This is a genomic window from Nonomuraea sp. 10N515B, assembly GCF_052245915.1.
GTDB lineage: Bacteria > Actinomycetota > Actinomycetes > Streptosporangiales > Streptosporangiaceae > Nonomuraea.
Map to the genome: position 1 here is coordinate 229,423 of NZ_JBQQBQ010000010.1, position 26,292 is coordinate 255,714.

Consider the following 26,292-nt stretch of genomic DNA (forward strand, 5'->3'; position numbering starts at 1 on the left):
CCTGGGTAGGCGCGAACGTCATGATGATGCTCGACTGGACACGCAGAGCCGCCTGCCTCGACTTGGACCCGGAATTGTTCTTCCCGATCTCCCTGGAGGGGCCGAGCCAGTCGCAGGTTGAGCGGGCCAAGTCGGTGTGCCACAGGTGCCCCGTGCGCGAGCCGTGCCTGGAGTACGCGTTGGCCACCCGGCAGGCGTACGGCGTCTGGGGTGGCACCGATCCGGAGCAGCGACGGGAGCTCAGCGTGGCAGGGCTGCCGCGAGAAAGCGTTCCCGCTCAGCCGCTTCGAGGTGGTCGCTGAACAACACGCCGTCCAGGTGGTCGGTCTCGTGCTGCAGCACTCGCGCCAGCACGCCGAGCGCCCGCACCGTCACGGGCTTGCCGAACATGTCGCGGCCCCGGGCGGTGACCAGGTAGGAACGTTCCAGCGGCCACCACACGCCGGGCGCGGACAGGCACGCCTCGTCGGCGACGATGCGCCGCTCCGACAGCTCCAGCCGCGGATTGACCAGATGGCCTGATCTGCCGTCGTAGCCGTAGACCAGCACCCGCACCGGCACCCCGATCTGCGGGGCCGCGAGCCCCGCGCGGCCGGCTTGCGCCCGCATCGTGGCGGTCAGCGACTTCACCAGCCGCCGCAGCTCCCGATCGAAGTCGTGGATCGGCTCCGCGACCGAGCGGAGCACAGGATCGTCGAACATGCGAATAGGCCGGACCGTCACCCGCCACTCCCCGATAAGCCGCGCCTTCACGGAAAAGGTTTCCCGTGATCGCCTCCGCCAATCGCGAATGCGCGGCCTTGTAGCACAGCGGTAACAAGAGAGACCCGTGGGCGAAACCACCCGAAAGCAGTATCGGAGGGTGATCTCACTTGCGTCACACGCGCGTGTGATGCCTGGCCGAGTGCTCGGGGCCCGGCCAGGCATCTTCGCATATCTGGAGGTAAAGGCATGAGTGCGCTCCCCCTGGAAGGCAGCGCCGCGCCGGAGACGGCGCCCGACGCGCTGTCGGGCTTCACGGTCGGTGTGACCGCGACCCGGCGGCGCGAGGAGTTCGGCGCCCTGCTGGAGCGGCGCGGCGCGCGGGTGGTCAGCGCCCCCGCGATCCGGCTGGTCCCCCTGGCGGAGGACACCGACCTGCTCGCCGCCACCAGACTCGCCCTCGAATCGCCGCTCGACGACGTCGTCGTCACTACGGGCGTGGGCTTTCGCGGCTGGATGGCCGCCGCCGAAGGCTGGGGGTTGTCGTCCGACCTGGGCGAGCACCTGTCCGGCGCCCGCCTGCTCACCCGCGGGCCCAAGGCCAGGGGAGCGGTGCGGGCCGCCGGGCTCAACGACCACTGGACCCCGGCCACCGAGTCCTGCGAGGAGGTCAAGCAGTATCTGCTCGATCAGGATCTGCGCGGCCGGCGCATCGCGGTGCAGCAGCACGGCGAGCCGCTCGACGACTTCGTGGCCGCGCTGCGCCAGGCCGGCGCCGAGGTGATCGAGATCCCGGTCTACCGGTGGCTGCCGTACCGCGACGTCTCGCCGCTGCGCCGCCTGATCAGCCAGACGATCTCCGGGTCGGTGGACGCGGTTGCCTTCACCAGCGCGCCCGCCGTACACGCCATGCTCGGCATGGCCCGGGCAGAGGGGCTGGAAGACGCGCTGCTCGCGGCCTTCGGCGGGCCCGTCGTGGCCGCCTGCGTGGGGCCCGTCACCGCGGGGCCGCTGACCGCGCGCGGCGTGCCGACCCTGCAGCCGGACCGCTCGCGGCTGGGCGCGCTGGCCCGCGCCCTTGCCAGGCACCTGCCCGAGCATGGCGTCACCAGGCTGGTCGCCGGCGACCACCATCTGGAGATCCGCGGCCACGCCGTGGTGGTGGACGGCGAGCTGCGGCCGCTGCCGCCCGCCCCGATGGCGGTGCTCAAGCGGCTGGCCGACAAGCCCGGGCATGTGGTCTCCCGCGCCGACCTGCGTACCGTGCTGCCGGGCAGCATCGCGCGCGACTCGGCCGAGCACGCCGTGGAGATGGCCATCACGCGGCTGCGCCGCGCGCTCGGCCCGAGCGGGATCGTCGAGACGGTGGTCAAGCGCGGCTACCGGCTCGCGTGCCAGTACGAGGCGGGGATGTGATGCCCACACTCGTCCTGGCCGCGCACGGGACCCGCAGCGCCGCGGGGGAGGAGACCCTGTCGGCCCTGACGCGGACTGTCGCCAGGGCCCGTCCAGGGCAGCGGGTCGAGCTCAGCTACCTCGAGATCAGCTCGCCCCTCCTCGCCGACGTCCTCGACGCCGCCCGCGGCCCGGTGGTGGTGGTCCCGCTGCTGCTGGCGGGCGGATACCACGTGCACATCGACCTGCCCGACGTCATCGCCGAGCACCGTCCCGACGCCGTGGTGGCCGGCTGGCTCGGCCCGCACCGGCTGCTGACGTCGGTGCTGGCCCGCAAGCTCGCCCGGGCCGGGCTGCGCTCCACGGACGCGGTCGTGCTCGGCGCGGCCGGCTCCTCCGACCCGGCCGCGCTCGCCGACGTGCGGGCCGCCGCGCACCAGCTCGCGCTACGCCTGGCCCGCCCGGTCACGGCGGCCTTCGCCTCGGCCGGCTCGCCGTCGCTGGAGGGGGCCATGGAGCGGCTCGGCGCGACCCCGGCCGCCCGCGTGGCGATCGCCTCGTACGTGCTGGCGCCCGGCTTCTTCCACGACCGCCTGGCGGCGGCCGGCGCGGGGCTGGTGAGCGAGCCGCTGGGCGCCGACCCGGACGTGGCGGCCCTGATCTGGCACCGCTACGACGAAGCCCTGCGCGGCCGGCGCACCATGCCGCAGACCGCCCGGGCGTCACGGCACTGAGAGCCCGGCGACCGCGGACGCTCCGCTGCCGCCGGGTCGTCAGGTGACCGCGGAGGTGACGGGCTCCAGGCGCAGCTCCCGCACGATCTCGACCGCGCTCGCCTCACACGTCGGCCCCGCTTCGGCGCCGACGAACATCTCGATGTAGGCCCGGTGGAAACAGCCCGCGATCAGCAGCCGGGCGCTGGCCTCCGGGTCGACGTCGGAGCGCACCCGGCCCAGCCGCTGCTCGGCCGCCAGGTAGGCGGCCAGCGGCGCGGTTTCCGTACGGGGGCCGAGCCCGTTGTCGCGGATGGCCTGGCGGAAGCGGACGGTCACGTTCGGCGAGGTGAAGACGGGGAGCGCCGCGCTCTGTACGTCGATGTAGTAGTCAATGCCCGCCTGGGCAACAGGAAGGAGATTGTCTGAGACGCACCCTTTTCCGACGCGGTCGGAGAGAGCATGGAGAATGCTGAGCCAGAGCGGAAGCCGGTCCTGCAGCAGGGCGAGGAAGTGATCCACGGAGCCGCCGGGCCGGTCGTCCCTGAGGGAGACGGCCATCTCCAGGACGCGCCGCCGGGTGTCCTGACTTCTTTGATGCGGATCTACATGGGAAGTCGCCATGGCGTGCCTAACTGCGCGGTAGTGGGTAGGCATCACGGCGCGAAGCCGAGGTTTCGCGATTTATCGGGTAGGAGGCCTTAAATCTGGGATCCCAACTTCATGTAATCTTGTGGTCCCCGATTATTACCCGAAAGCGCGAAAAATTGTCGGTTTTAATCCCTGAGGGTTAGCTGTCAGTGTCGCGGCTGGTGAGGCTCTCGTTGTCGCGGTGACGTCAGCCGTCGGTGCCGCTGTCCCGCCGGCGCAGGTAACGCTCGAACTCGGCCGCGATGGCGTCCCCGCTGGCCTCGGGCAGCTCGGCGGCGTCCTTGCGCTCCTCCAGCTCCTTGACGTATTCGGCCACTTCGGTGTCCTGCGAGGCCAGCTCGTCGACGCCGTGCTCCCACGCGCGGGCCTCCTCGTCGAGGTCGCCGAGCGGCATCGGGATCTCCAGCACGTCCTCCAGCCTGCGCAGCAACGCCAGCGTCGCCTTCGGGTTGGGCGGCTGGGCCACGTAGTGCGGCACCGACGCCCACAGCGAGATCGCGTCCAGGCCCGCCTGGCCGAACTCGTGCTGCAGCACCCCCACGATGCCCGTCGGGCCCTCGTAGCGGCTCAGCTCCAGGTTGGTGGAGCGGGCCAGCGTCTCGTCCGTCGCGCCACCCAGGATGGGCACGGGACGGGTGTGCGGAGAGTCGTTGAGCAGCGCGCCGAGCATGACGGCCAGCTCCACGCCCAGCTCGCGGCAGACCTCGATGATGTCGGCGCAGAACGAGCGCCAGCGCATGTTGGGCTCGATGCCGCGCAGCAGCACGATGTCGCGCTCCACGCCCTCCGGTCTGGCGCGCAGCAGCCGTGTCGTCGGCCACACGATCGACTGGGTCAGCCCGTCGTTCATCTCGACGACGGGCCGCGTCACCTGGAAGTCGTAGTAGTCGTCCGGGTCGAGCGCGATGAGCGGCTCGGCCTTCCAAGCGGACTCGAGATGGGCGATCACACCGCTGGAGGCCTCGCCCGCGTCGTTCCACCCCTCGAACGCGGCAATGAGCACCGGGTCGACGAGCTCGGGGAGCCCTTCAAGCTCTATCACGTGTCGCCTCCTCCCGCTGTTGTCGATGGTCGCGACCGCTTCGGCGCTCGTTGGCTCGTTCCTCACTCTCTCGCGCCGAGCTCGTTCGCTCCATTGTCCCGCTAAGCCTATGCGGTAAGGAGGCATCGGCGTCACCGATCTCCTTGCGAACGCGCGGCCACCCCGCACCGCCCCTCCGGGCCCTCTCCGCCCGCAAGGCCCGCGACGCGGCCCTCCGGCCCCCCACACGAGCGCGAACGTGTTCACGCTCGGCGGAGCCCCGTGCTCGGACGTTCTTGCGCTCTGTACGGCTTTGCGCTCGGCGCGGACTCGCCTCGCGTTCGGGGCGGACCCGTGTCCGGCCGGTCAGCGCTTGCCGTCGGTGGTGTGCACGATCAGCACATCGCAAGAGGCGCGGTGGGACACGCCCGAGGGCACGGATCCGAGCAGCCGGCCGGCCAGGCTGTTGAGCCCGCGGTTGCCGACCACGATCAGGTCGGCGCGGTGCCTGGCGGCCAGCGAGACCAGCACGTCCACGGCGTCGCCCTGCTCGGCGGCGAGGACCACGCCGGCGGCGCCCGCCGCGACGGCGTGCTCGCGCGCCGCCCGCAGCGCGTCGTCGGCCGGTGTGGATCCGCTCACCTTGTACGCCAGCTCGCCGAGCCGGTCGGCGGCCGCCGACCGCTCGCTCTCCCGCATGGGCAGATACGCGCAGGCCAGGACGAGAGTGGCGCCGGTCGCCGCGGCCAGGGACGCCGCCGCGGACACGGCGTGGAAGGACGAGGCCGAGCCGTCGGTGCCGACGAGTACGGTGCGGTAGGCCATGATGACCCCTATTGGACGCTGCGTTCAATGACCAGTCGGCAGCCTAACGCCTCGCCCCGAAAGCGATCTCTCGAGCCCGGCTCGAACAGCCCTCGAAGCGCAGCCGATAAGCTCTACCCCATGAGCATTTCGCCGTCCTTCCGAGAAGTGTTGTCCCAGCGCGTGATCGTCGCCGACGGCGCGATGGGCACGATGCTCCAGGCCCAGGACCCGACCCTCGACGACTTCCACGGTCACGAGGGCTGCAACGAGGTGCTCAACGTCACCCGCCCCGACATCGTGCGCGGCGTCCACGACGCTTACTTCGCCGTCGGCGTCGACTGCGTCGAGACCAACACCTTCGGCGCCAACCTCGCCGCACTCGGCGAATACGACATCTCCGAGCGGGTCTTCGAATTCTCCGAGGCAGGCGCCAGGATCGCCCGGGAGTCCGCCGACCACTGGTCCACGCCGGACCAGCCGCGTTTCGTGCTCGGCTCGATGGGCCCGGGCACCAAGCTGCCCACGCTGGGCCATCTGCCCTACGCCAGCCTGCGCGACGCCTACCGGGACAACGCGGCCGGCCTGATCGCGGGCGGCGCCGACGCGCTGATCATCGAGACCTGCCAGGACCTGCTCCAGGTCAAGGCCGCCGTCATCGGCGCCAAGCGGGCCGCCGAGGCCTCCGGCCGGGACATCCCGGTCATCGCCCAGGTCACGATCGAGACCAACGGCGCGATGCTGCTCGGCTCCGAGATCGGCGCCGCGCTGACCGCGATCGAGCCGCTCGGCGTCGACATCATCGGGCTCAACTGCGCGACCGGCCCCGCCGAGATGAGCGAGCACCTGCGTTATCTCGCCCGCCACTCCCGGCTCAAGCTCAGCTGCATGCCCAACGCGGGCCTGCCGGTGCTGACCTCCGACGGCGCCTACTACCCGCTGACGGCGCAGGAGCTGGCCGACGCGCACGGCACGTTCACCCGCGACTACGGCCTGTCCCTGGTCGGCGGCTGCTGCGGCACCACCCCCGAGCATCTGCGCCAGGTCGTCGAGCGGGTCCGCGGCCAGGAGGTGGCGCCGCGCCGGCCGCACCCCGAGCCGGGCGCGTCCTCGCTCTACCAGACCGTGCCGTTCCGGCAGGACACCTCTTACCTGGCCATCGGCGAGCGCTGCAACACCAACGGCTCCAAGGCCTTCCGCGAGGCCATGCTGGCGGGCCGCTGGGACGACTGCGTGGAGACGGCCCGTGACCAGGCCCGCGACGGCGCCCACATGCTCGACCTGTGCGTCGACTACGTCGGCCGCGACGGCGTGAGCGACATGAAGGAGCTGGCCTTCCGCTTCGCCACCGCCTCCACCCTGCCGATCATGCTCGACTCGACCGAGCCGGCGGTGCTGCAGGCCGGGCTGGAGATGCTCGGCGGCCGCGCCGCCGTCAACTCCGTCAACTACGAGGACGGCGACGGCCCCGACTCCCGCTTCCAGAAGATCATGCGTCTGGTGCGCGAGCACGGCTCGGCCGTGGTCGCGCTGACCATCGACGAGGAGGGCCAGGCCCGCACCGCGGACTGGAAGGTGCGCGTCGCCACCCGCCTCATCGAGGACCTGACCGGCAACTGGGGCATGCGGGTCGAGGACATCATCGTCGACTGCCTCACCTTCCCCATCGCCACCGGCCAGGAGGAGACCAGGCGCGACGGCCTGGAGACCATCGAGGCCATCCGCGAGCTCAAGCGCCGCTACCCGGGCGTGCAGACCACGCTGGGCCTGTCCAACATCAGCTTCGGGCTCAACCCGGCCGCCCGCATGGTGCTCAACTCGGTGTTCCTCAACGAGTGCGTCAACGCCGGGCTCGACTCGGCCATCGTGCACGCCTCCAAGATCCTGCCGATGGCGCGCATCCCCGACGAGCAGCGCCAGGTCGCGCTCGACATGGTCTACGACCGCCGCCGCGACGGCTACGACCCGCTGCAGCGGTTCATGGACCTGTTCGAGGGCGTCGACGCCGCCGCCATGCGCGCCGGCAAGGCCGAGGAGCTGGCCGCGCTGCCGCTGTGGGAGCGGCTCAAGCGGCGCATCATCGACGGCGAGCGCAAGGGCCTGGAGGCCGACCTCGACACCGCGCTCGACCAGCGGCCCGCCCTGGAGATCATCAACGAGGTGCTGCTCGACGGCATGAAGACCGTGGGCGAGCTGTTCGGCTCCGGGCAGATGCAGCTGCCGTTCGTGCTGCAGTCGGCCGAGGTCATGAAGGCCGCCGTCGCCTACCTCGAGCCCCACATGGAGCGCGTCGAGGGCGAGACGAAGGGCCGCATCGTGCTGGCCACCGTCAAGGGCGACGTGCACGACATCGGTAAGAACCTCGTCGACATCATCCTGTCCAACAACGGCTACCAGGTCGTCAACCTCGGCATCAAGCAGCCGGTGTCGGCCATCCTGGAGGCCGCCGACGAGCAGAAGGCCGACGTCATCGGCATGTCGGGCCTGCTGGTCAAGTCGACGGTCATCATGAAGGAAAACCTGGAGGAGATGAACTCCAGGGGCCTGTCGCAGAAATACCCCGTGCTGCTCGGCGGCGCCGCCCTGACCCGCGCCTACGTCGAGCAGGACCTCGCCGGGCTGTTCGAGGGCGAGGTGCGCTACGCCCGCGACGCGTTCGAAGGGCTGCGGCTCATGGACGCGTTCATGGCCGTCAAGCGCGGCGTGGCCGGGGCGACGCTGCCGCCGCTGCGCGAGCGGCGCGTCAAGACCGGCGCCGTGCTCACCCGCACCCCGGTCGAGGAGCTGCCCGCCCGCTCCGACGTGGCCGCCGACAACCCCGTGCCGGCGCCGCCCTTCTACGGGGACCGCATCGTCAAGGGCATCTCGCTGACCGACTACTCCGCCTTCCTTGACGAGCGGGCGCTGTTCCTCGGCCAGTGGGGGCTCAAGCCCACCAGGGGCGGCGACGGGCCCGGCTACGAGGAGCTGGTCGAGACCGAGGGCCGGCCGCGGCTGCGCATGTGGCTGGAGCGCATTCAGACCGAGGGCCTGCTGGAGGCGGCCGTCGTCTACGGGCACTTCCCGTGCGTCAGCGACGGCGACTCTCTGATCGTTCTCGACGAGGACGGCGGCGAGCGCACCCGCTTCACCTTCCCGCGCCAGCGCCGTGATCGCCACCTGTGCCTGTCGGACTTCTTCCGGCGCAAGGACTCCGGCGAGGTCGACGTGGTCGGCCTCCAGGTCGTCACCATGGGCTCGAAGATCGCCGAGGCCACGTCCGAGCTGTTCGCCAAGGACGCCTACCGCGACTACCTGGAGCTGCACGGACTGTCGGTGCAGCTCACCGAGGCCCTGGCCGAATACTGGCACGCCCGGGTCCGCTCGGAGTGGGGCATCGGGGGCGAGGAGTCGCTGGACGACATGCTCAAGGTCAACATCCAGGGGTGCCGCTACTCCTTCGGTTACCCGGCGTGCCCCAACCTCGAGGATCAGGTGCAGCTGTTCCAGCTGCTCGACCCCGAGCGCATCGGCGTCACGCTGTCGGAGGAGTTCCAGCTCCACCCGGAGCAGGCCACCTCCGCGCTGGTCGCGCACCATCCCGAGGCCAAATACTTCAACGTCTGACCCGCCCCGGCCGCTCTGCCGCCCCGCCCGCGTCGTCGGGCGGTGGTCGTGCCGTCGGGAACGACGGACGCGCGGACCGGTGCGGTCGTTCTTCCTCCACCCGGCCGGACGCGTTCACCCGGCGAGCGCGACAATGGCGTGCACGTACCTACGGATCGGGGGCACATGGAAGCCGTCTTCTTCGACATGGACGGGCTGCTGGTCGACAGCGAGCGGGTGTGGCTGGAGATCGAGACCGAGGTGATGGGCCGGCTCGGCGGGCAGTGGACGCCCGAGCATCAGGCGCACCTGGTCGGCGGGTCCATGGAGCGGACGGTCGGCTACATGCTGGCCGTGTCCGGCTCCGAGGTGGCGGGTGACATCGTGCGGCAGTGGATGCTCGACGGCATGGTGGCGCGCCTGTCGGCGGGCATCTCGGTGATGCCGGGCGCCTCCGAGCTGCTCGACGCCGTCCGGGCCGGGGGAGTCCCCGTGGGGCTCGTCACGTCCTCGCTGAAGGAGATCGCCGACGCGGTGCTCAAGAGCGTCGGCAGGGACCGCTTCGACGTCGTGGTCACCGCCGACGACGTCTCCCGTACCAAGCCGGACCCTGAGCCGTACCTGACGGCCGCGAGCATGCTCGGCGTGGAGCCGGTCCGTTGCGTCGTCCTGGAGGACTCGCCGAACGGCGTGGCCGCGGCCACGGCGGCCGGTTGCGCCGTCGTGGCGGTCCCCAGCCTCCTGCCCATCGAGCCGGCGCCCGGCCGGCTCGTGGTCTCCTCCCTGCACGAGGTCGCGGTCGCCGACCTCAGGGCACTCCTGACGTTCTGAGGGCTCGTCCCCTAAGGGAAAAGTGGTTCTCGCGGAGGAGGCGACCGGGCGTTCGCGTGCCAGGATGGAGTAACGAGCCACACATTGAGGGGGCGGCACCATGGACATGTTCAACCAGCTTGCTTCGCTTTGGCTGCCACTGTGTGCCGGTGCGACGGTCGCCGGGCTGGTGTTCAGCTTCCTGGCGTTCCGCCGCAGGGGTGCTGCTTCGGGGATGCGGGTGGCCGCATGGGCGCTGTTGCCCATGGCGGCCTATCTGACCGGCGCGCTGCAGGCGCTGTGGACCGTCGGCACGACCCTGGTGGGGTTCGTGACCGGGCTGGTCCTCAACCCGCTGGTCTGGGCCGGCGTTGCGGTCACGGGGCTGTCGGTGGTGCTGTTCGTCGTGTCCGGGGTCCTGCGTGGCAGGAGGCTGGCCGCGGGCAGGAAGAAGTCCGCTTCTGACACTCCGGCGCAACAGTCCGTTAAGCCTTCAGCGAACAAGTCGGCCGCCGCACCCAAGCCTCAGCCCGCCGTGGGCGCCCCGAAGCCGGCCAAGAGCGACGACGACTTTTCGGACATCGAGGAACTTCTCAAACGCCGTGGTATCGGCTGAATCCGGCTTGTGTCACAGTTCTGAGACTGAAACGGGACGTGCCCCAGACATTCCGTTCAAGATCGATACGAATGAGTTTCGCATCAATCACAGATTAGCCACATAGCAGCCCGAGGGACTGGTCACAGCAGCTCAGGCCATAGATTCTGCCTCCTGAGGTCGCGACTCGCGGTCTAAAGTCATCTCTAATAGACAGCGTCGTCTAGATGCAGGGGGCAATTTCGCATGACCGCGCCGCTCGACGTTTCCGGTTCCGCGGCGGAGGCGCATCCGGAGTCGGTGCTCGCGGGAGCGGGCAAGGCCATCCAGGGCCGCTCGCTCACCGGGATCGCCTGGATGCGGTTGAGGCGGGACAAGGTCGCGCTCGCCGGCGGGATCTTCGTCATCTTCCTGATCCTGGTGTCCGTTTTCGCCTCGCCGATCATCGCCGCCTTCGGGCACCCGCCGCTGGAGTTCCACCAGGACGCGATCGACCAGAGCACGCTCCTGCCCAAGGGAAACTTCGGCGGCGTGAGCAGTGAATACCTGCTCGGCGTCGAGCCGGTCAACGGCCGCGACATCTTCAGCCGCATCGTGGCCGGCGCGGGGATCTCGCTGCTCATCGGCTTCCTCGCCACCCTCGTGTCCGTGCTCATCGGCACGGTCCTGGGCGTCCTGGCGGGCTATTTCGGCGGATGGGTCGACCAGGTGATCGGCCGGATCATGGACGTCTTCCTCGCCTTCCCGCTGCTGGTCTTCGCGATCGCGCTCGCCGGCGTCGTCCCCGACAAGGGGTTCGGCCTGGAGGGCAACGGACTGCGCGTGGCGATGCTCGTCTTCATCATCGGGTTCTTCAGCTGGCCCAGCATCGGCCGCATCGTACGCGGGCAGACCCTGTCACTGCGGGAGCGGGAGTTCGTCGACGCCGCGCGCAGCCTCGGGGCACGCCACGGCTACATCCTGTTCCGCGAGGTCCTGCCCAACCTGATGGCGCCGATCCTGGTCTACGCGACCCTGCTCATTCCGACCAACATCCTGTTCGAGGCCGCGCTCTCGTTCCTGGGAGTCGGCATCAACCCGCCCACTCCGACGTGGGGCGGCATGCTCTCGGAGGCGGTGCGTTTCTACACACTCCCGCACTTCGTGCTCTTCCCGGGCTTGGCGATCTTCGTTACCGTCCTGGCGTTCAACCTGTTCGGCGACGGGCTGAGGGACGCCTTCGACCCACGCGCGCATTGACCTTCGCCTACGCTCCATCCCCCATCTCACTAACAAGGGGTTAGTCAATGAGAAGGAAATCCGCACTGGCGGCGGCCGCGACAGCGGCGCTCGCCTTGGTGCTCTCCGCCTGTGGCGGAGGTGGCGGCCAGCAGCAGCCGGCCCAGACGGCCACCGCCGGCGGCGCCGCGCAACCCGCGGCGAACGTGGCGCTGACCCAGGTGTTCAATGCTTCCACCAAGAAGGGAGGCACGCTCAAGGCCGCGCACTCCTCCGACTGGGACAGCCTTGACCCGGCCGACACCTATTACGGCTACTCCTTCAACTTCGGCCGCCTCTACTGGCGGACGCTGACGATGTACAAGCCGGGACCGGGGCCCGAGGGCGCCACCGTGGTGCCCGACCTGGCCGAGGGTCTCGGCCAGCCGAGCGCCGACGGCAAGACCTGGACGTACAAGATCAAGAGTGGTCTGAAGTTCGAGGACGGCACGCCGATCACCGCCCAGGACGTGGCGTACGCGGTGGCCAGGTCGTTCGACAAGGAGACCTTCACGCACGGCCCCTCCTACCTCAATGAGCTGCTGGCCTGGCCGAAGGACTTCAAGGGCATCTACAAGACCCCCGACGTCGACTACAAGTCGGCCGTCGAGGCGACGGACGACTCCACGGTCGTTTTCCACCTGACCAAGCCGTTCGCGTCGATGGACTACATCGTCCAGATGCCGATGACGGCCCCGGTGCCCAAGGCCAAGGACACCGGCGCGAAGTACCGCGAGCACGTGATCTCCTCCGGTCCTTACAAGTTCGAGAGCGTCCAGGCCGGCAAGAGCCTGGCGCTGGTGCGCAACGACCAGTGGGACGCGGCGACCGACCCCCACCGTCCGGCGCTGCCCGACCGCATCGAGGTCCAGCTCAACGTCAACGCCGACGACCTGGACAACCAGCTGATGTCCGGCAACATCCACCTGGACGTCCCGGGCACCGGCCTGCAGCCCGCCGCGCTGGGCAAGGTCCTGCCCGACCCGGCGATGAAGGCCCGTACGGACAACCCGGTCCTGCAGCGTCTGTGGTTCGTGTCGGTCATCCCCGACACCAAGCCGCTGGACAACCTCGACTGCCGCAAGGCCATCATGTGGGCCGCGGACCGCGTCGCCAACCAGACCGCCTTCGGCGGCCCGGTCGCCGGCGGCGAGATCGCCACGAACGTCATGCCGCCGCCCATCAAGGGCCAGCAGAAGTTCGACCTGTACCAGACGCCGGAGAACAAGGGCGACGTCACCAAGGCCAAGGAGGCCCTGACGGCCTGCGGCCAGCCCAACGGCTTCTCCACGACCATGTCCTTCCGCTCCGACCGGCCGCGTGAGAAGGCGCTGGCCGAGGCGATGCAGCAGGCGCTGGACAAGGTCGGCATCAAGCTCACGCTCAAGGGCTTCCCGTCCTCCAGCTACTTCTCCGACTACGCCGGCAACGTCGAGTACGTCAAGAAGAACGGCATCGGCCTGGCCGCCCACGGCTGGGGCTCGGACTGGCCCGACGGCTACGGCTTCCTGCAGGCCATCGTCGACAGCCGCACCATCCGCCCGGCCGGCAACTACAACCTCAGCGTCAAGAACCCTGAGGTGGACAAGCTGATCGACCAGGCCTCGTCCGAGCTGGACGCCACGGCCCGCGAGAAGCTCTGGGTCGACGTGGACAAGAAGGTCATGGAGGACGCCTCCCTCCTTCCCGTGGTCTGGGCCAAGGCTCTGCTCCTGCGCGGCCAGAACGTGACGAACGTCGCCTACAACGAGGGCCAGCAGGGCTACGACTACATCATGATGGGCGTCCAGTGACCTGGCGCGCTTCGGGGATCTAGTAAAGGCAGGTGAAGGCGGGAGTGGCCTGGCCCGGCGACGGGCCGGGCCGCTCGGCCGGTAGCGGTGCTCACATATATCATCAGACGTCTGATCGGCGCAGTCGCGATGCTCGTCGTGATCAGCATGGTCACGTTCGGCATCTTCTACATCGTGCCGCAGTGGGCCGGGGCCACCCCCGAGGCCCTCGCCTCACGGTACGTGGGCCGCGCGGCCACACCGGAGACGGTGCACCTGGTCGCCCAGAAGCTGGGCTTCTACGATCCGGTGGTCGTGCAGTACGGCCGGTTCCTCAAGAGCCTCATCTTCGGCGCCGAATACGACTACGGCGCGGGGGTCGAGCAGTGTCCCGCACCGTGCTTCGGCTACTCCTTCATCACCGGCCAGCCCGTCTGGCCGGACCTGATCGACCGCCTGCCGGTGACCATCTCCCTGGCCATCGGCGCCGCCCTCATCTGGGTGGCGGTCGGCATCGGCGTGGGCGTGCTGTCCGCGCTGCGCCGCGGCAGCTTCTTCGACCGCCTGTCGATGGGCACCGCGCTGGCCGGCGTGTCGCTGCCGATCTTCTTCACCGGCATGATCACCCTGGTCTTCTTCAGCTACGGCCTGGGCTGGACCGCGCCCGGCGGCGCCTACGTTCCGTTCACCCAGAACCCGGCGCTGTGGGCCTACGACCTGCTGCTGCCGTGGATCACGCTGGCGTTCCTGTTCGCGGCCGGCTACGCCAGGCTCACCCGGGCGGGGATGCTCGAGACCATGGGGGAGGACTACATCCGCACCGCCCGCGCCAAGGGCCTGCGTGAGCGCGAGGTCATCGTCAAGCACGGCCTGCGCGCCGCGCTGACGCCGGTCCTCACCCTCTTCGGCATCGACTTCGGCCTGCTCATCGGCGGCGCCGTACTCACCGAGACCACCTATACTCTGCCCGGGCTCGGCCAGTACGCCATCCTGGCCATCAGGAACCAGGACTTGCCGCAGGTCATGGGCGTCGTCCTCATGGCCGCGCTGTTCGTCGTGATCGCGAGCCTGATCGTCGACATGCTCTATGCCGTGGTCGACCCGAGGGTGAGGTTGTCGTGAGCTTCCTTGACGTCAAGGATCTGAAGATCCACTTCCCGACCGACGACGGTCTGGTCAGGTCCGTCGACGGGCTGTCGTTCGGCGTCGAGCGCGGCAAGACCCTCGGCATCGTCGGCGAGTCCGGCTCCGGCAAGAGCGTGACCAGCCTCGGCGTGCTCGGCCTGCACAAGGGCGGCCGCGCCAGGATGTCCGGCGAGATCTGGCTCGACGGCGAGGAGCTCATCGGCGCCTCCGCCGAGCACGTGCGCGGGCTGCGCGGCAAGAAGATGGCGATGATCTTCCAGGATCCGCTGTCGTCGATGCACCCCTTCTATACGGTCGGCCACCAGATCATCGAGGCCTACCGCATCCACCACAAGGTCACCAAGCAGGTCGCCCGCAAGCACGCCATCGACATGCTCGGCCGCGTCGGCATCCCCGAGCCGGCCAGGCGCGTCGACGCCTACCCGCACGAGTTCTCCGGCGGCATGCGGCAGCGCGCCATGATCGCGATGGCGCTGTCGTGCGACCCCGAGCTGCTCATCGCCGACGAGCCGACCACCGCGCTCGACGTGACCGTCCAGGCGCAGATCCTCGACCTCATGGTCGACCTGCAGCGCGAGTTCAACTCCGCGCTCATCATCATCACCCACGACCTGGGCGTGGTGGCCCAGGTGTCCGACGACATCCTCGTCATGTACGGCGGCAAGTGCGTCGAATACGGCTCCGCCGACGACATCTTCTACCGCCCCGAGCACCCCTACACCTGGGGCCTGCTGGGCTCCATGCCCCGCCTCGACCGCGAGCCCACCGAACGGCTGCTGCCGATCAAGGGCTCCCCGCCGTCCCTGATCAACGTGCCGCCCGGCTGCGCCTTCCACCCTCGCTGCCCGTACTCCGAGCGCACCGACGGCAGGGCGGACACCGAAGTGCCCGCCCTGGCCGAAACCGAAGGCGGCCACCTGGTGCGCTGCCACATGAGCAGGACCGAACGGCGGAGCCTGTGGGAGACCGAGATCAAGCCAGTGCTGGAGACCCAGTGAGCGAAACCGAGCTGCTTCTTTCCGTGCAGAACATGGAGAAGCACTTCCCCGTGACGAAGGGCCTGCTCAAAAGGCAGGTCGGCGCGGTCAAAGCGGTCGACGGGATCAGCTTCGACGTGTTCAAGGGCGAGACGCTCGGGCTGGTGGGCGAGTCCGGCTGCGGCAAGTCCACGACGGGCCGGCTGGTCACCCGCCTGCTCGAGCCCACCGCCGGCAAGGTCGTCTTCGAGGGCCAGGACATCACGCACATGGGCCAGGGCAGGCTCCGCCCGCTCCGGCGCGACATGCAGATGATCTTCCAGGACCCCTATTCGTCGCTCAACCCCCGCCACACGGTCGGCGCCATCGTCGGCGCCCCGTTCCGCATCCAGGGCGTCAAGACCGAGCACGGCATCAAGAAGGCCGTCCAGGACATCCTGGAGCTCGTCGGGCTCAACCCCGAGCACTACAACCGCTACCCGCACGAGTTTTCCGGCGGCCAGCGGCAGCGCATCGGCATCGCCCGCACGCTCGCGCTCAAGCCCAAGCTCATCATCGCCGACGAGCCGGTCTCCGCGCTCGACGTGTCCATCCAGGCGCAGGTCGTCAACCTGCTGGAGGACCTGCAGAACGAGCTCGACCTCACCTACGTCGTGATCGCCCACGACCTGTCGGTGGTGCGCCACATCAGCGACCGCGTCGCCGTCATGTACCTGGGCAAGATCGTCGAGATCGCCGAGCGCAAGCAGCTCTACAGCGCGCCGATGCACCCGTACACGAACGCGCTGCTGTCGGCCGTGCCCGTGCCCGACCCGAAGGCCCGCAAGGAACGCGAGCGCATCCGGCTCGCCGGAGACGTGCCCAGCCCGCTCAACCCGCCGCCGGCCTGCCGCTTCCACACCCGCTGCTGGAAGGCGCAGGAGATCTGCCGGACGGTCGAGCCGCCGCTGGAGGAGCTGGCAAGCGGCCACCGCGTCGCCTGCCACTTCCCGGAGAACGCCCCGGAAATCGCCGCGAAGGAGAGCCCGGCCGCGAAGTGAACCCGGCTGGGGCTCAGGACAACGCGCCCGGGGTGATCAGCCCCGTCTCGTAGGCCAGCACCACGGCCTGCACACGGTCCCGCAGCCCCAGCTTGGTCAGCACGTTTCCGACGTGCGTCTTGACCGTCGTCTCGCTCACCACGAGCTTGGCGGCGATCTCCGCGTTGGACATACCCTTGGCGATGAGCCGCAGCACCTCCAGCTCCCGCTCGGTCAGCCGGTCCAGCCGCGCCGGCGTGGCCTGCTCGTACGCCGACGGCAGCCTTGAGGCGAACCGGTCCAGCAACCGCCTGGTCACGCTCGGCGCCACGATCGCGTCCCCGGCCGCCACCACCCGGATGGCCTGCACCAGCTCATCCGGCGGCACATCCTTCAGCAGGAACCCGGACGCGCCTGAGCGCAGCGCCTCCACGATGTATTCGTCCAGGTCGAACGTCGTCAGCACCAGCACCTTCGGCACGTGCGCCGACGGCGCCGCCTCCCTGACGATCCTGCGGGTCGCCTCGATGCCGTCGACCCCCGGCATCCGGATGTCCATGAGCACCACGTCGGGCAGCAGCGCGCGCGTCTGCTCCATCGCGACCTTGCCGTCCCCGGCCTGGCCCACCACCGTGATGTCGGACTCGGCCTCCAGGATCAGGCGGAATCCCGTGCGCAGCAGCGGCTGATCGTCCACCAGCAGCACTCTGATCGTCATTGGCCGTCCTTCAACGGAAACCTCGCCCGCACCTCGAAACCGCCCCCTGGCAACGGACCGATGTTCAGGATTCCACCATAGAGTGCCACCCGTTCGCGAATGCCGACCAAGCCATGCCCTGACCGCATGGGCAGATCCGGCCCGCCGTTTCCGTCGTCCTCCACCCGTACGTCCAGCTCGCGCGGTTTGTGCTGGACGGTCACCACCGCCTTCGCCCCGGCCCCGGCGTGCCGCAGGCTGTTGGTCAGCCCCTCCTGGACCAGCCGGTACGCGGCCAGGTCCACCCCCGCGGGCAGCGGCCGCGGCTCGCCCTCCACCAGCAGCCGGGCCGGCAGCCCTGCCTCCCGCATCTGCTCCACCAGCGCGGGCAGGTCCTGCACGCCCGGCTGCGGGCCCAGCTCGGCCCTGGCGTCGGTACGCAGCACCCCCACGATGTTGCGCATCTCCGCCATCGCCATCCGGCCCGTCTGCTCGATCGCCGACAGCGCCTCGCCCGCCAGCTCCTGATCGGAGGCCAGCACCCGGCGCGCCGCCGCCGCTTGCACGATCATCACGCTGACGTGGTGGGCGACCACGTCGTGCAGCTCGCGGGCGATCCTGGAGCGCTCCTCGGCGCGTGCCGCTCGCGTGTCGGCCGCGTGCGCCCGCTCCAGCCTGGCCGCCCGGTCCTTCAGCTCCTCCAGGTACGCCCGCCGCAACCGCAGGCTGCGGCCCGCGCCCCACACCGCGCCCAGCACCACCACGACCATCACGTGGTCGGTCCAGCTCGCCGCCCTGAACGGGCCCGTCACGGCCCCGAAGGAGTACGCGGCCAGCGACGCCGCCAGCCCGCCCAGAGCCATCGCCAGGCCCCGATGCGAGGCCACGGAGTACAGCAGCACCAAACCCGCCACGCCCGGCACGCCGTTGCCGTAGCCGGCCGCCGTCAGCACCGCCTCCGGCGCCAGGCCCGCGCACAGCGCCGCCAGCGGCCACCTCCGGCGGGCCGCCACCGGCACGCACGCCAGCACCACCAGCGCCGTTCCGAGCGCGTCTGGGGCGCGCAGTCCTTCCACCAGCAGGCCCGCGGCCTCGAGCCGGTCGGGGTCGTAGAGCACGAACAACACGACCGACGCGACGCCCACCACCCCGGCTAGAACCGTGTCGTGGAGCCTGGTTCGGTCGATGCGCACCGCTTCACTGTAAGACCAGGTGAGAGACCACAACCTCCTCCCTCGGGAGGATTACCCCGCATACGCCTGTTCGCCTCGGCCCCACCCACGCACCAGCCACCCCACTGCCTGCGGCGCGCCGCTTCGCCTGCACCGGGACGCCGAACGGCGACGCGCTGCCGGTCGCTCACGGCCGGACACCCGGGTGGCGACGGTCGTCACAGCTCGTCGGTGGCCGAGCGGCGGTTGCTGCGGACCGTGTCGCCGGGCCGGCGGTCGGGGACCGGGGGAGGGGTGCCGCCGAACTCCGGGCACAGCGCCTGATGGTCGCACCAGTCGCACAGCCGGCTGCGCCGGGCCCGCCACTCGCCGGTCTCCATCGACCGCTCGATCGCCGCCCACAACGCCATCACCTTGCGCTCGGTGGCCAGCAGGTCGGCCTCGTCCGGCGCGTACCGCAGCACCTCGCCGGCCCCGCCCAGGTAAACCAGCTGCAGCAGCCGCGGCACCTGCCCCCGCAGCCGCCACAGCACCAGCGCGTAGAACTTCATCTGGAACAGCGCCTTGGCCTCGAAGTCCGGCCCCGGCGCGCTGCCCGTCTTGTAGTCGACCACCCGGACCTCGCCGGTCGGCGCCACGTCGAGCCGGTCGACGTAGCCGCGCAGCATCAGCCCGCCGTCCAGGACCGCCTCGACGTAGAGCTCGCGCTCGGCAGGCTCCAGCCGCGTCGGGTCCTCCAGCGTGAAGTAGCGCTCCAGCATGCCCCGCGCCTGCGTCAGCCACTCGGCCTGCTCGGCGTCGTCGGCGAACATCTCCGCGAACTGCGGGTCCCCCGCCAGCAGCTGCGCCCACTGCGGCTCCAGCAGCTCCAGCGCCGCCTGCACCGAACGGCGCGGCGCCGGCAGGTCGTAGAGGCGCTCCAGGACCGCGTGGACCACCGTGCCGCGCACCGCCGCCTGCGAGGGTCTCTCCGGCAGCTGGTCGATCACCCGGAAGCGGTAGAGCAGGGGGCAGGTCATGAAATCGCCCGCCCGGGACGGGGAGAGAGCTCCGATGATCACCGGCTCGGTCAACGTCATGCACCGCACTCTAGGTGAAGACCCCGACAGAATAGGCCCCCGCGAAACGAGGTTCACGTGCCGCGGCGCGTAGCATCAAGGGCAGCGACACCACGTACCGGCGGGAGGACCGCGCCCCTGACGGGCCCCCGGCGACAAGGACGTACAAGGAGTACGGTGAGCGAGCAAAGCCCGCGGCAGGAGTTCTCCGGCCTTCGGATGGGAAAACCGTTCGGGATTCCCGTTTACGTCTCATGGACGTGGTTCCTCGTGGCGGCCTTCATCACGGTGATGTTCGGGCCGCAGATGCAGCAGATGCTGCCCGAGCTCGACAGCGCCGCGGCATACGCGGTGGCGTTCGTGTTCGCGGTGCTGCTGTACGTCTCGGTGCTGCTGCACGAGCTCGCGCACAGCGTCCTGGCCAAGTGGTACGGCCTGCCGGTGCGCAGGATCACCCTCTACCTCCTCGGCGGCGTGTCGGAGATCGAGAAGGAGCCGCCGACGCCGGGCAAGGAGTTCGCGATCGCCGCGGCCGGCCCGGCGCTCTCCCTCGGGCTGGCCGGGGTGGGCGTGGCCGCCGACATCTTCGTGATCAACAGCGGCGGCATCGTCGAGGCGCTGACCTGGCAGCTGTGGGTCGCCAACCTCATCGTCGGCGTGTTCAACCTGCTGCCCGGCCTGCCCCTCGACGGCGGCAGGATGTTGCGCGCCGGCGTGTGGAAGCTGACCAGGAACCCCGGCTCCGGCACCATCGTCGCCGCCTGGGGCGGGCGGGTGCTGGCCGTGGTGCTGGTGGTGTTCGCGCTGGCGACCACCCTGACGGGCGACCGGGAGGCCGACTTCACCAACCTCGTGTGGCCGCTGGTGCTGGCCTCGTTCATCTGGATGGGAGCGACGCAGTCGCTGCGCGTTGCCAAGATCAGGGCTAGGATTCCGCAGGTCAACGCCCGCGCACTGGCCCGCAGGGCGATCCCGGTGACGGCGGAGACGCCGCTGTCCGAGGCCCTGCGGCAGGCCGCTGAGCAGAGGGCGGGCGCCCTCGTCGTGGTCGACCACGACGGCACGCCCCTGGCGATCGTGAACGAGGCCGCCGTGCAGGCCACCCCTGAGCACCGCCGCCCCTGGGTGAACGTCGCCTCCCTCGCCAAGTCCCTCGACCCCACCATGGTGCTCGACGCCGGTCTGACCGGGGAGCCGCTCATCGACGCCATGCGGGAGGCCCCCGGCAGCGAGTATCTGCTCGTCGAGCCCGGCGGCGCAGTCTATGGCGTGCTGGCCACAGCCGATGTGAACCGGGTTTTCACCGGCGTCTGATTTGTCCCACTCGTTTAAGCGGCGGCCCCCGGATAGGGTCGTGTCCAGCAGTTTCGGGCGGGCCGCTTCTGACTCCGGCGATTTCTGCGATGCGATGACTGGCCGATAGTGTTCGGTTTGGCCAAACTTGCACAGTTAAGGGGTTTGTTGCGGTCCACCGGTTCACCGAATCGAGACGACGGGGCAGCGACACGCCCTCGCCGTCTGGGTATGCGTATGGCTGGTGGGGCCACCGCAAGCCAGCACAGCAGTGCGGGTGCCGTGACATCGCCGGCTTCCGGGGAGGAGAGTTGAGTGACCGAGCGAAGCGAGGGCACCAATCGGCACAGCGACCTGGTCGCAAGGCCGACGGAGGAGGCCCTGTGACCGAGCGAAGCGAGGGCACCAATTCGGCACAGCGACCTGGTCGCAAGGCCGACGGAGGAGGCCTTGTGACCGAGCGAAGCGAGGGCACCAATGAGCGCAGCACGGTCGTCATGAAGGAGGACGCATGACCGACCAAGGTTTCGGAACGGTGCGTCCGCTTCCTGGAAATGGACTGGTCGCCTACGTGGGCGGGCTGCTGCTGGTGTGCGACCCGGGTGAGGCCACCGCCGACGGCCTGCTCGAGGCGCTGCGCGAGACGGCCGCCTCGGGCGGGGACGGCAGGGCGCTGGCCCGCCGCGCCGCGCAGGTCCTGGCGGCCAACATGGCCGGGGACCCGGCCACGTGCGCCGTCGCGGGCGCCGTGAGCGGCGGTGTGGCCGTGCTGGTCAGCGGCGCGGCGTCGGCCACCATCGGCACCTCGTCGGGCGAGACGCGGCTGGCCGGCAGCGACTCCCTGACCTGGGCCGACCGGCTCGTCACCGGCACCGTCGAACGCGTCGAGCTGACCATGCCCGGCGCCGGCAGCCCTCACCCCGCAGTGCGTTTCGAGGGCGGCGTGGTTCACGGCGGCGGCCTCATCGGCGACCTCACCGACCAGCCGTTCGAGCCCGCCCCGTCCAGGCCGCTGACCAGCGAGATGCCCGCCACGGCCTTCCACCTCGAGGCCGACCTGATCCAGCCGCCCGCACAGCAGCAGGTCGAGCGACCTCCCTACCCGCTGGCCGACCAGCCACCGGTCCTGCAAGGGCCGCCCTCGGGCCCGCAGCCAGCGCCGCCGGCCGCAGAGCAGCCGCCGCCTTACCAGCCGCCGCAGGACCAGCCCCAGCCGTCGTACGTGCCGCACCAGGAGCAGTCTCCCTTCCAGGGGCCGCAAGAGCAGCCGCCCTACCACCACCCACAAGAGCAGCCGCCCTATCAGCAGGAGCAGCCGCCGCCTTACCAGCCGCAGGACCAGCCGCCGCCGCTGCCGGAGCCGCAGCAGCAGTTCCCGTCGTACGACGAGCCGCCACCCTCCGGCAACGGCGCCGGCGAGCCGCAGGTCCCGCAGCACATGGGCCCGCCGGAGCACTTCGACCAGCCCGCGCCGCCCCTGCTCGGTCCGCCCGACCATTTCGACCACCCGGGGCCGCCGCCTCAGGAGCAGCAGCAGTCCGAGCAGGGCGACCGCCCGCTCGTCTACGGGGTCGACTGCAAGAACGACCACTTCAACGACCCCCGCGTGCCCTACTGCGCCGTCTGCGGCATCGCCCTGGTCCAGCGGACGCTCGTCCCCTACAAGGGTCCGCGCCCCTCGCTGGGCGTCCTCATCCTGGACGACGGGACCGCGCTGCCGCTGGAGAGCGACTACCTGCTCGGGCGCGACCCCGAGCGGGCGCCCGAGGTGGCCGGAGGCACCGCCAGGCCCGCCAAGGTGACCAGCCCGGACGGGTCGGTGTCGCGGCGGCACCTGCGGGTGGCGCTGGACGGCTGGGACGTCAACCTGGTGGACCTGGGCTCCGTCAACGGCACCCAGATCCAGCCGCCCGGCGACCCCAACTTCTACGACATCCCGCCGAACGAGCCCGTCACCATCGCACCGGGGACCACGGTTCGCGTGGGCGTCTCCCGCACGCTCCGCTTCGAGGCGCACCGGGGGTAGGACGGCCCGTCATACCGACCGCGTCCCCGGGCCCCATGGGTCCGGGGACGCGTGCGTTCGAGGGCACGGCGTGGAGACCTGGCCGCGATGACGCGACCGGCCTCGCGCCGGTCACGCGTCCCTGGCCAGGTCCAGGTGCGGCATTCGCGGCCTGCCGTCGCGACGCCGGCCCGCCGGAGCCGCCGGAGGGGGACGGACGCTGGGGCCGTCGTCCTCTCGCGAGGAGGCACGCTCGCAGGGGTGTAGCAGGCAGTCTGGGGGCCGAGCCGGCGGAGCTGAAGGGACGCCGACACCGGAGCAGGGCCGTGGTGATGCAGGCGGTGAGGGCTGGGCTGCTGGAGGCAGTCTGCGGGTGCAGGAGGCGCCCAGTGGTGTGGAGCCGACGGGTGCAGGAGGCGGCCAGTGGTGTGGAGCCGACGGGTGCAGGGGTGCAGGCGGTCGCCGGTGGGGTGCTGGAGGCGGGCACTCGGTGGGATGCGGGCCTGTCGGCTTGGACGGGGTCGGGACGCGGACCGGGTCAGAGCGCGGACCGGGTCAGGAATGCGCGGGCGCCGCGGAGGCGGGTGCTGAGCCGTCGTTGGGTCGCCGTGCAGTCCAGGCGGACGTCGTACGGTCCGGGCAGGGCCGTGTCGGCGCGGCGGCCGGTGGGCAGGCGCCCGGCGTCGAGGCCGTCCCTGCGCGCGATCAGCACCCCCAGCTCGTGGCGGCTCAGCGCGTCGGTGCCGGCCAGGTGCCACATGCCCGCGTCCCCGCGGACCGCCAGCTCCACGAGCGCCGCCGCGAGGTCGGCGACGTCCACCGGGCACCGGACATCGTCCGTGAACAGAACCCCGTCCCCGCGCCCCGCGGCGAGCGTCCGGACGAACGCCTCGTGCGGGGACCCGCCCCGCCCGATGATCAAGGATGTGCGGGCGATCGCGGCGTCGGGCAGGATGGCCCGCACCGCCGTCTCGGCGGCGGCCTTGGCGGCGCCGTACGGGCTGACCGGGTCCGGCACGCACGTCTCGTCATAGCGGGGCGCGGAGCCCGAGAAGACGGCGTCGCTGGAGACGTGCACCAGCCGCCCGCCCGCCGCCGCCACGGCCAGGGCGAGGTGCGCCGCGCCGTCCGCCGTGGCCGTCCAGTCCCGCTGCCGGTATGCCGCGTTGATCGTCACCTCCGGCCGGAACGCCGCGACGACGGAGGCGGCCTCCGCACGCGAGCGCACGTCCAGAGGCAGCCACGCGACTTCTGGGACCTCCCCGGCCCGGGTCAGGTACGTCGCGCCCACGTCATGACCCGACGCCACGCACAGGCGCACAAGCTCGCCTCCGAGAAAGCCGCTCCCGCCCACGATGAGAATCCGCACGAACACCACCTTCGTCAATACGGCCCCCGGAGACCAGCTTGTTTCTTCAGCCCATCCATGCGCAAATACGACATATCGGGCAAGGGGTTTTCGTGTGGGTGACCGGAACCCTGTCGGAGGCCACCCATGATCCGCTGGCCGAGGGCGGGAACCCCGGGACTCAGGGGCTCGCCGCCGCGCGGACGGGTCAGGGAGGAGTGGCACGGGGAACATTCCGCCGTCCCCGGGTAAATGCTCCCGACATTGTAGATAAATCGCCAAATAACTGAAAAATCATCGGAAAATGTGGGTTGTTGAAACGACCTCACATCAGCATGACCAACGCATTACCGCCCGGTAACCGACCATCCCTTTCCCGGTGATCCGGACGCCCCAACACTAGGCCGGTCGGAAGGCCCGGATGCCGCGCAGCATCCGTACCGCCGCCTCCAGCCCACTGGCCGCCTCCAGCGCCCGCCCCGCCGCCGTCGCGAACCTGCCCAGCAGATGCTCGTCCGCGTCCCCGAAGCGGCGGCCCGCGACCCACACGAACGTGTGCTCCCGAGCCACCACCGGCACCAGAGTGGCCAGGAACCCCGGCTCGCCCACAGCCGCGTCCTGAGCCAGTCGCAGCGTGCCCGCCGATAAAGCGAGCTCCTTCAGCACTCCCGATTCCGCCAGCCACGGGCCTATCCGCAGCGGATCCCCGGGTGGGCCGTGCAGGTGGACCGGCAGCGCCTCCCGCCGCAGCGGGTCCACCCGTACGAACCCCGCATAGGCGGTGCCCGCGACGGCGGCGGCGGCGCGCGCCAGCCGATCGACGAGGTCGTCGGCCTGCAGACACGAGAAGTCGGCGACGAGTTCACGCATGGCGACATCGACACGGTTGTACAGCATCGCGATGATCCCTCAAGCGGAGGCGGCGAGATCGCGCGGCCCGGTCGCGCGACTCGAGTGCGGGTGCCCCGACTATCACTCCCGACGAGGCCCTTGACTAGCCCCACATCAGGAAATCCAGATTTTTGCCCATTTCGGTCCTCGGGCGGGACCCGCCGTATGGCCGGCCGGCGAGCCGCCACGACGAGCGCGGTCCCGCCCACGCCAGGTCCGCCACGCCGCAGCGGCGCCCACGCGACGTCTACGACGGCCGCAGCCGCGCCCACGCCACGTCGTCGGCCCGCCCGCCGCCCGGCTTCGGGAACAGCTCGCGGTGCACGCCCTCCCTGCGGAAGCCGGCCCGTTCCAGCACCCGGTGCGAGGCCGTGTTCCCTGCCTCGGTCCCGGCCACGATCCGGTGCAGCGCCGTGTTCGCGAACGCCCACTCCACCAGCAGGTCGACCGCCCGCGTCATGAACCCCTTGCCCCGGAACTCCGGCACCAGCGAATAACCGATCATCGCCTGTCCCAGTACCGGTGCCACCTGCGTCAGCTGCACGTGCCCCGCGAACGCCCCGGAGCCCGCGTCCCTGATCGCCACCTCGATCCTCTGCCCCGACATCCACCAGTATCCGGTGTAGCGGCAGCGCCGCTCGTCGTCCTCCATCGTGCTCGGCGGCCCCACGAAGTAGGCCGCCACGCTCGGCTCGGTCACCATCCGGTGGAAGTCCGCGGCGTCCTCGACGGCCAGGGGTTCGAGCCGCACCACGCCGTCCGACAGCCACCCGTCCTCGAAGAACGGCAGGTACGGCTCCGCCGCCTCCACCGCGTCGCCCTTCAGCCTGGCGAAGGCCACGAGGTCGGCGTACCGGCCGTCGCGCATCGACTTGGCCTCCCGCTTGCGTCCCTCCTCGCGGAAGCCGCACTTGTAGGCCACCCGCAGGCTCGCCACGTTCTCCACGGCCGCCTGCAGCTCCACCCGGCGTATCCCGTGGTCGAACAGCCAGTCGGTGACGGCCCTGACCGCCCTGGAGGCCACGCCCTTGCCCCGCGCCCACGGCGCCACCATGTAGCCGATCTCGGCCACGTTCCACGGGTCCGGTGGCCGCACGCCGACGGAGCCGGAGTAGCGCCCGTTCTCGACGATCGCGAACTCCGCGCCGCCGCCTTCCCACTTGGCCGCCGCATGGGCGAAGTAGTCGCGCGTGTCCTCCATCCGGTACGGCGACGGCAGGAGCGGCAGGAACCAGGCCGTCACCGGATCGTCGCAGGTCTCGACGATCCCCTGGGCGTCGCCTTCCACGGGAGGCCGCAGGATCAGGGGACCGCTGGAGATCACGTCGCGCGGGAGCATCCCCCATAGATACCGTGCGTCCGGACGCGCTCGAAAGCCCTA

At 70.5% G+C, this 26,292-nt stretch carries 23 protein-coding genes; 13 read left to right on the top strand and 10 right to left on the bottom strand.

The window, feature by feature from the left end:
* Positions 1-20 precede the first annotated feature (20 nt).
* Complete coding sequence (locus ACTWQA_RS17730; RefSeq protein WP_443160295.1) at positions 21-302, top strand: WhiB family transcriptional regulator; 282 nt, start codon at positions 21-23, stop codon at positions 300-302.
* Here the strand turns inward: ACTWQA_RS17730 and def are convergent.
* Entirely contained in the window at positions 241-702 is a 462-nt protein-coding gene (def, locus tag ACTWQA_RS17735; RefSeq protein ID WP_305921426.1) for a peptide deformylase, read from the bottom strand. The genes ACTWQA_RS17730 and def overlap by 62 nt on opposite strands.
* 249 nt (positions 703-951) lie before the next feature.
* Between def and ACTWQA_RS17740 the strand changes: the two genes are divergently transcribed.
* Positions 952-2,118 carry a uroporphyrinogen-III synthase gene (locus tag ACTWQA_RS17740; RefSeq protein ID WP_443160296.1) on the top strand — a complete coding sequence of 389 codons (1,167 nt, stop codon included), beginning with the start codon at positions 952-954 and terminating at the stop codon, positions 2,116-2,118.
* The gene (locus ACTWQA_RS17745) at positions 2,118-2,831 is read left to right on the top strand and encodes a sirohydrochlorin chelatase (protein ID WP_443160297.1); all 714 of its coding nucleotides are present in this window, start codon (positions 2,118-2,120) and stop codon (positions 2,829-2,831) included. The genes ACTWQA_RS17740 and ACTWQA_RS17745 overlap by 1 nt, the downstream gene beginning before the upstream one ends.
* A 39-nt stretch (positions 2,832-2,870) precedes the next feature.
* Here the strand turns inward: ACTWQA_RS17745 and ACTWQA_RS17750 are convergent, their stop codons facing one another.
* The 3 genes from ACTWQA_RS17750 to ACTWQA_RS17760 all read right to left on the bottom strand — a co-directional run bounded on the left by ACTWQA_RS17750 (position 2,871) and on the right by ACTWQA_RS17760 (position 5,307).
* Positions 2,871-3,371, bottom strand: a complete 501-nt coding sequence (locus ACTWQA_RS17750; protein WP_443160298.1) for a hypothetical protein — start codon at positions 3,369-3,371, stop codon at positions 2,871-2,873.
* Between the two features lie 277 nt (positions 3,372-3,648).
* Complete coding sequence (locus ACTWQA_RS17755; RefSeq protein ID WP_305921430.1) at positions 3,649-4,503, bottom strand: PAC2 family protein; 855 nt, start codon at positions 4,501-4,503, stop codon at positions 3,649-3,651.
* Positions 4,504-4,848: 345 nt separating this feature from the next.
* Positions 4,849-5,307 (bottom strand): universal stress protein, encoded by a 459-nt coding sequence (locus tag ACTWQA_RS17760; protein ID WP_443160299.1) that lies wholly within the window; start codon positions 5,305-5,307, stop codon positions 4,849-4,851.
* 120 nt (positions 5,308-5,427) lie between these two features.
* Between ACTWQA_RS17760 and metH the strand changes: the two genes are divergently transcribed.
* The 8 genes from metH to ACTWQA_RS17800 all read left to right on the top strand — a co-directional run bounded on the left by metH (position 5,428) and on the right by ACTWQA_RS17800 (position 16,468).
* Entirely contained in the window at positions 5,428-8,892 is a 3,465-nt protein-coding gene (gene metH, locus ACTWQA_RS17765) for a methionine synthase (RefSeq protein ID WP_443160300.1), read from the top strand.
* Between the two features lie 165 nt (positions 8,893-9,057).
* Entirely contained in the window at positions 9,058-9,702 is a 645-nt protein-coding gene (locus tag ACTWQA_RS17770; protein WP_443160301.1) for an HAD family hydrolase, read from the top strand.
* Between the two features lie 100 nt (positions 9,703-9,802).
* A complete protein-coding gene (locus ACTWQA_RS17775; protein WP_443160302.1) occupies positions 9,803-10,297 on the top strand; it encodes a cellulose synthase in 495 nt (164 codons plus the stop codon).
* A gap of 225 nt (positions 10,298-10,522) precedes the next feature.
* Entirely contained in the window at positions 10,523-11,515 is a 993-nt protein-coding gene (locus ACTWQA_RS17780) for an ABC transporter permease (protein ID WP_305921434.1), read from the top strand.
* Between the two features lie 47 nt (positions 11,516-11,562).
* A complete protein-coding gene (locus tag ACTWQA_RS17785; protein ID WP_443160303.1) occupies positions 11,563-13,326 on the top strand; it encodes an ABC transporter substrate-binding protein in 1,764 nt (587 codons plus the stop codon).
* Positions 13,327-13,413: 87 nt separating this feature from the next.
* Positions 13,414-14,427, top strand: a complete 1,014-nt coding sequence (locus ACTWQA_RS17790; RefSeq protein ID WP_443160304.1) for an ABC transporter permease — start codon at positions 13,414-13,416, stop codon at positions 14,425-14,427.
* Positions 14,424-15,449 (top strand): ABC transporter ATP-binding protein, encoded by a 1,026-nt coding sequence (locus tag ACTWQA_RS17795; RefSeq protein ID WP_443160305.1) that lies wholly within the window; start codon positions 14,424-14,426, stop codon positions 15,447-15,449. The genes ACTWQA_RS17790 and ACTWQA_RS17795 overlap by 4 nt, the downstream gene beginning before the upstream one ends.
* Before the next feature lie 32 nt (positions 15,450-15,481).
* A complete protein-coding gene (locus tag ACTWQA_RS17800) occupies positions 15,482-16,468 on the top strand; it encodes an ABC transporter ATP-binding protein (RefSeq protein WP_443160357.1) in 987 nt (328 codons plus the stop codon).
* A gap of 13 nt (positions 16,469-16,481) precedes the next feature.
* Here the strand turns inward: ACTWQA_RS17800 and ACTWQA_RS17805 are convergent, their stop codons facing one another.
* From ACTWQA_RS17805 to ACTWQA_RS17815, 3 genes are all read right to left on the bottom strand, one after another.
* On the bottom strand, positions 16,482-17,165 hold the full coding sequence (locus tag ACTWQA_RS17805; protein ID WP_305921438.1) for a response regulator: 684 nt from the start codon (positions 17,163-17,165) through the stop codon (positions 16,482-16,484).
* Positions 17,162-18,337, bottom strand: a complete 1,176-nt coding sequence (locus ACTWQA_RS17810) for a sensor histidine kinase (protein ID WP_443160306.1) — start codon at positions 18,335-18,337, stop codon at positions 17,162-17,164. The genes ACTWQA_RS17805 and ACTWQA_RS17810 overlap by 4 nt, the downstream gene beginning before the upstream one ends.
* A 197-nt stretch (positions 18,338-18,534) precedes the next feature.
* Positions 18,535-19,395 (bottom strand): RecB family exonuclease, encoded by an 861-nt coding sequence (locus ACTWQA_RS17815; RefSeq protein WP_443160307.1) that lies wholly within the window; start codon positions 19,393-19,395, stop codon positions 18,535-18,537.
* 156 nt (positions 19,396-19,551) lie between these two features.
* On the opposite strand from ACTWQA_RS17815, the gene ACTWQA_RS17820 reads away from it, so the two are divergent.
* Positions 19,552-20,688 (top strand): site-2 protease family protein, encoded by a 1,137-nt coding sequence (locus ACTWQA_RS17820; protein WP_443160308.1) that lies wholly within the window; start codon positions 19,552-19,554, stop codon positions 20,686-20,688.
* A 490-nt stretch (positions 20,689-21,178) separates the two neighbouring features.
* Complete coding sequence (locus ACTWQA_RS17825; RefSeq protein WP_443160309.1) at positions 21,179-22,693, top strand: FHA domain-containing protein; 1,515 nt, start codon at positions 21,179-21,181, stop codon at positions 22,691-22,693.
* A gap of 517 nt (positions 22,694-23,210) precedes the next feature.
* Here ACTWQA_RS17825 and ACTWQA_RS17830 read toward each other — a convergent pair.
* The 3 genes from ACTWQA_RS17830 to ACTWQA_RS17840 all read right to left on the bottom strand — a co-directional run bounded on the left by ACTWQA_RS17830 (position 23,211) and on the right by ACTWQA_RS17840 (position 26,250).
* Positions 23,211-24,041 (bottom strand): SDR family oxidoreductase, encoded by an 831-nt coding sequence (locus tag ACTWQA_RS17830; protein ID WP_443160310.1) that lies wholly within the window; start codon positions 24,039-24,041, stop codon positions 23,211-23,213.
* Positions 24,042-24,419: 378 nt separating this feature from the next.
* Positions 24,420-24,917: a hypothetical protein gene (locus ACTWQA_RS17835; protein WP_443160311.1), complete on the bottom strand. Its 498-nt coding sequence runs from the start codon at positions 24,915-24,917 to the stop codon at positions 24,420-24,422.
* Positions 24,918-25,158: 241 nt separating this feature from the next.
* A complete protein-coding gene (locus tag ACTWQA_RS17840) occupies positions 25,159-26,250 on the bottom strand; it encodes a GNAT family N-acetyltransferase (RefSeq protein WP_443160312.1) in 1,092 nt (363 codons plus the stop codon).
* Positions 26,251-26,292: the final 42 nt, after the last annotated feature.

Coding starts and splice junctions, on each gene's coding strand:
- metH (WP_443160300.1), top strand. CDS start 5,428: ATGAGCATTTCGCCGTCCTTCCGAGAAGTGTTGTCCCAGCGCGTGATC.
- def (WP_305921426.1), bottom strand. CDS start 702: ATGTTCGACGATCCTGTGCTCCGCTCGGTCGCGGAGCCGATCCACGAC.
- ACTWQA_RS17780 (WP_305921434.1), top strand. CDS start 10,523: ATGACCGCGCCGCTCGACGTTTCCGGTTCCGCGGCGGAGGCGCATCCG.
- ACTWQA_RS17805 (WP_305921438.1), bottom strand. CDS start 17,165: ATGACGATCAGAGTGCTGCTGGTGGACGATCAGCCGCTGCTGCGCACG.
- ACTWQA_RS17835 (WP_443160311.1), bottom strand. CDS start 24,917: ATGCTGTACAACCGTGTCGATGTCGCCATGCGTGAACTCGTCGCCGAC.
- ACTWQA_RS17770 (WP_443160301.1), top strand. CDS start 9,058: ATGGAAGCCGTCTTCTTCGACATGGACGGGCTGCTGGTCGACAGCGAG.
- ACTWQA_RS17740 (WP_443160296.1), top strand. CDS start 952: ATGAGTGCGCTCCCCCTGGAAGGCAGCGCCGCGCCGGAGACGGCGCCC.
- ACTWQA_RS17815 (WP_443160307.1), bottom strand. CDS start 19,395: ATGACGTTGACCGAGCCGGTGATCATCGGAGCTCTCTCCCCGTCCCGG.
- ACTWQA_RS17760 (WP_443160299.1), bottom strand. CDS start 5,307: ATGGCCTACCGCACCGTACTCGTCGGCACCGACGGCTCGGCCTCGTCC.
- ACTWQA_RS17750 (WP_443160298.1), bottom strand. CDS start 3,371: ATGGCCGTCTCCCTCAGGGACGACCGGCCCGGCGGCTCCGTGGATCAC.
- ACTWQA_RS17775 (WP_443160302.1), top strand. CDS start 9,803: ATGGACATGTTCAACCAGCTTGCTTCGCTTTGGCTGCCACTGTGTGCC.
- ACTWQA_RS17730 (WP_443160295.1), top strand. CDS start 21: ATGATGATGCTCGACTGGACACGCAGAGCCGCCTGCCTCGACTTGGAC.
- ACTWQA_RS17840 (WP_443160312.1), bottom strand. CDS start 26,250: ATGCTCCCGCGCGACGTGATCTCCAGCGGTCCCCTGATCCTGCGGCCT.
- ACTWQA_RS17745 (WP_443160297.1), top strand. CDS start 2,118: ATGCCCACACTCGTCCTGGCCGCGCACGGGACCCGCAGCGCCGCGGGG.
- ACTWQA_RS17825 (WP_443160309.1), top strand. CDS start 21,179: ATGACCGACCAAGGTTTCGGAACGGTGCGTCCGCTTCCTGGAAATGGA.
- ACTWQA_RS17785 (WP_443160303.1), top strand. CDS start 11,563: ATGAGAAGGAAATCCGCACTGGCGGCGGCCGCGACAGCGGCGCTCGCC.
- ACTWQA_RS17800 (WP_443160357.1), top strand. CDS start 15,482: ATGGAGAAGCACTTCCCCGTGACGAAGGGCCTGCTCAAAAGGCAGGTC.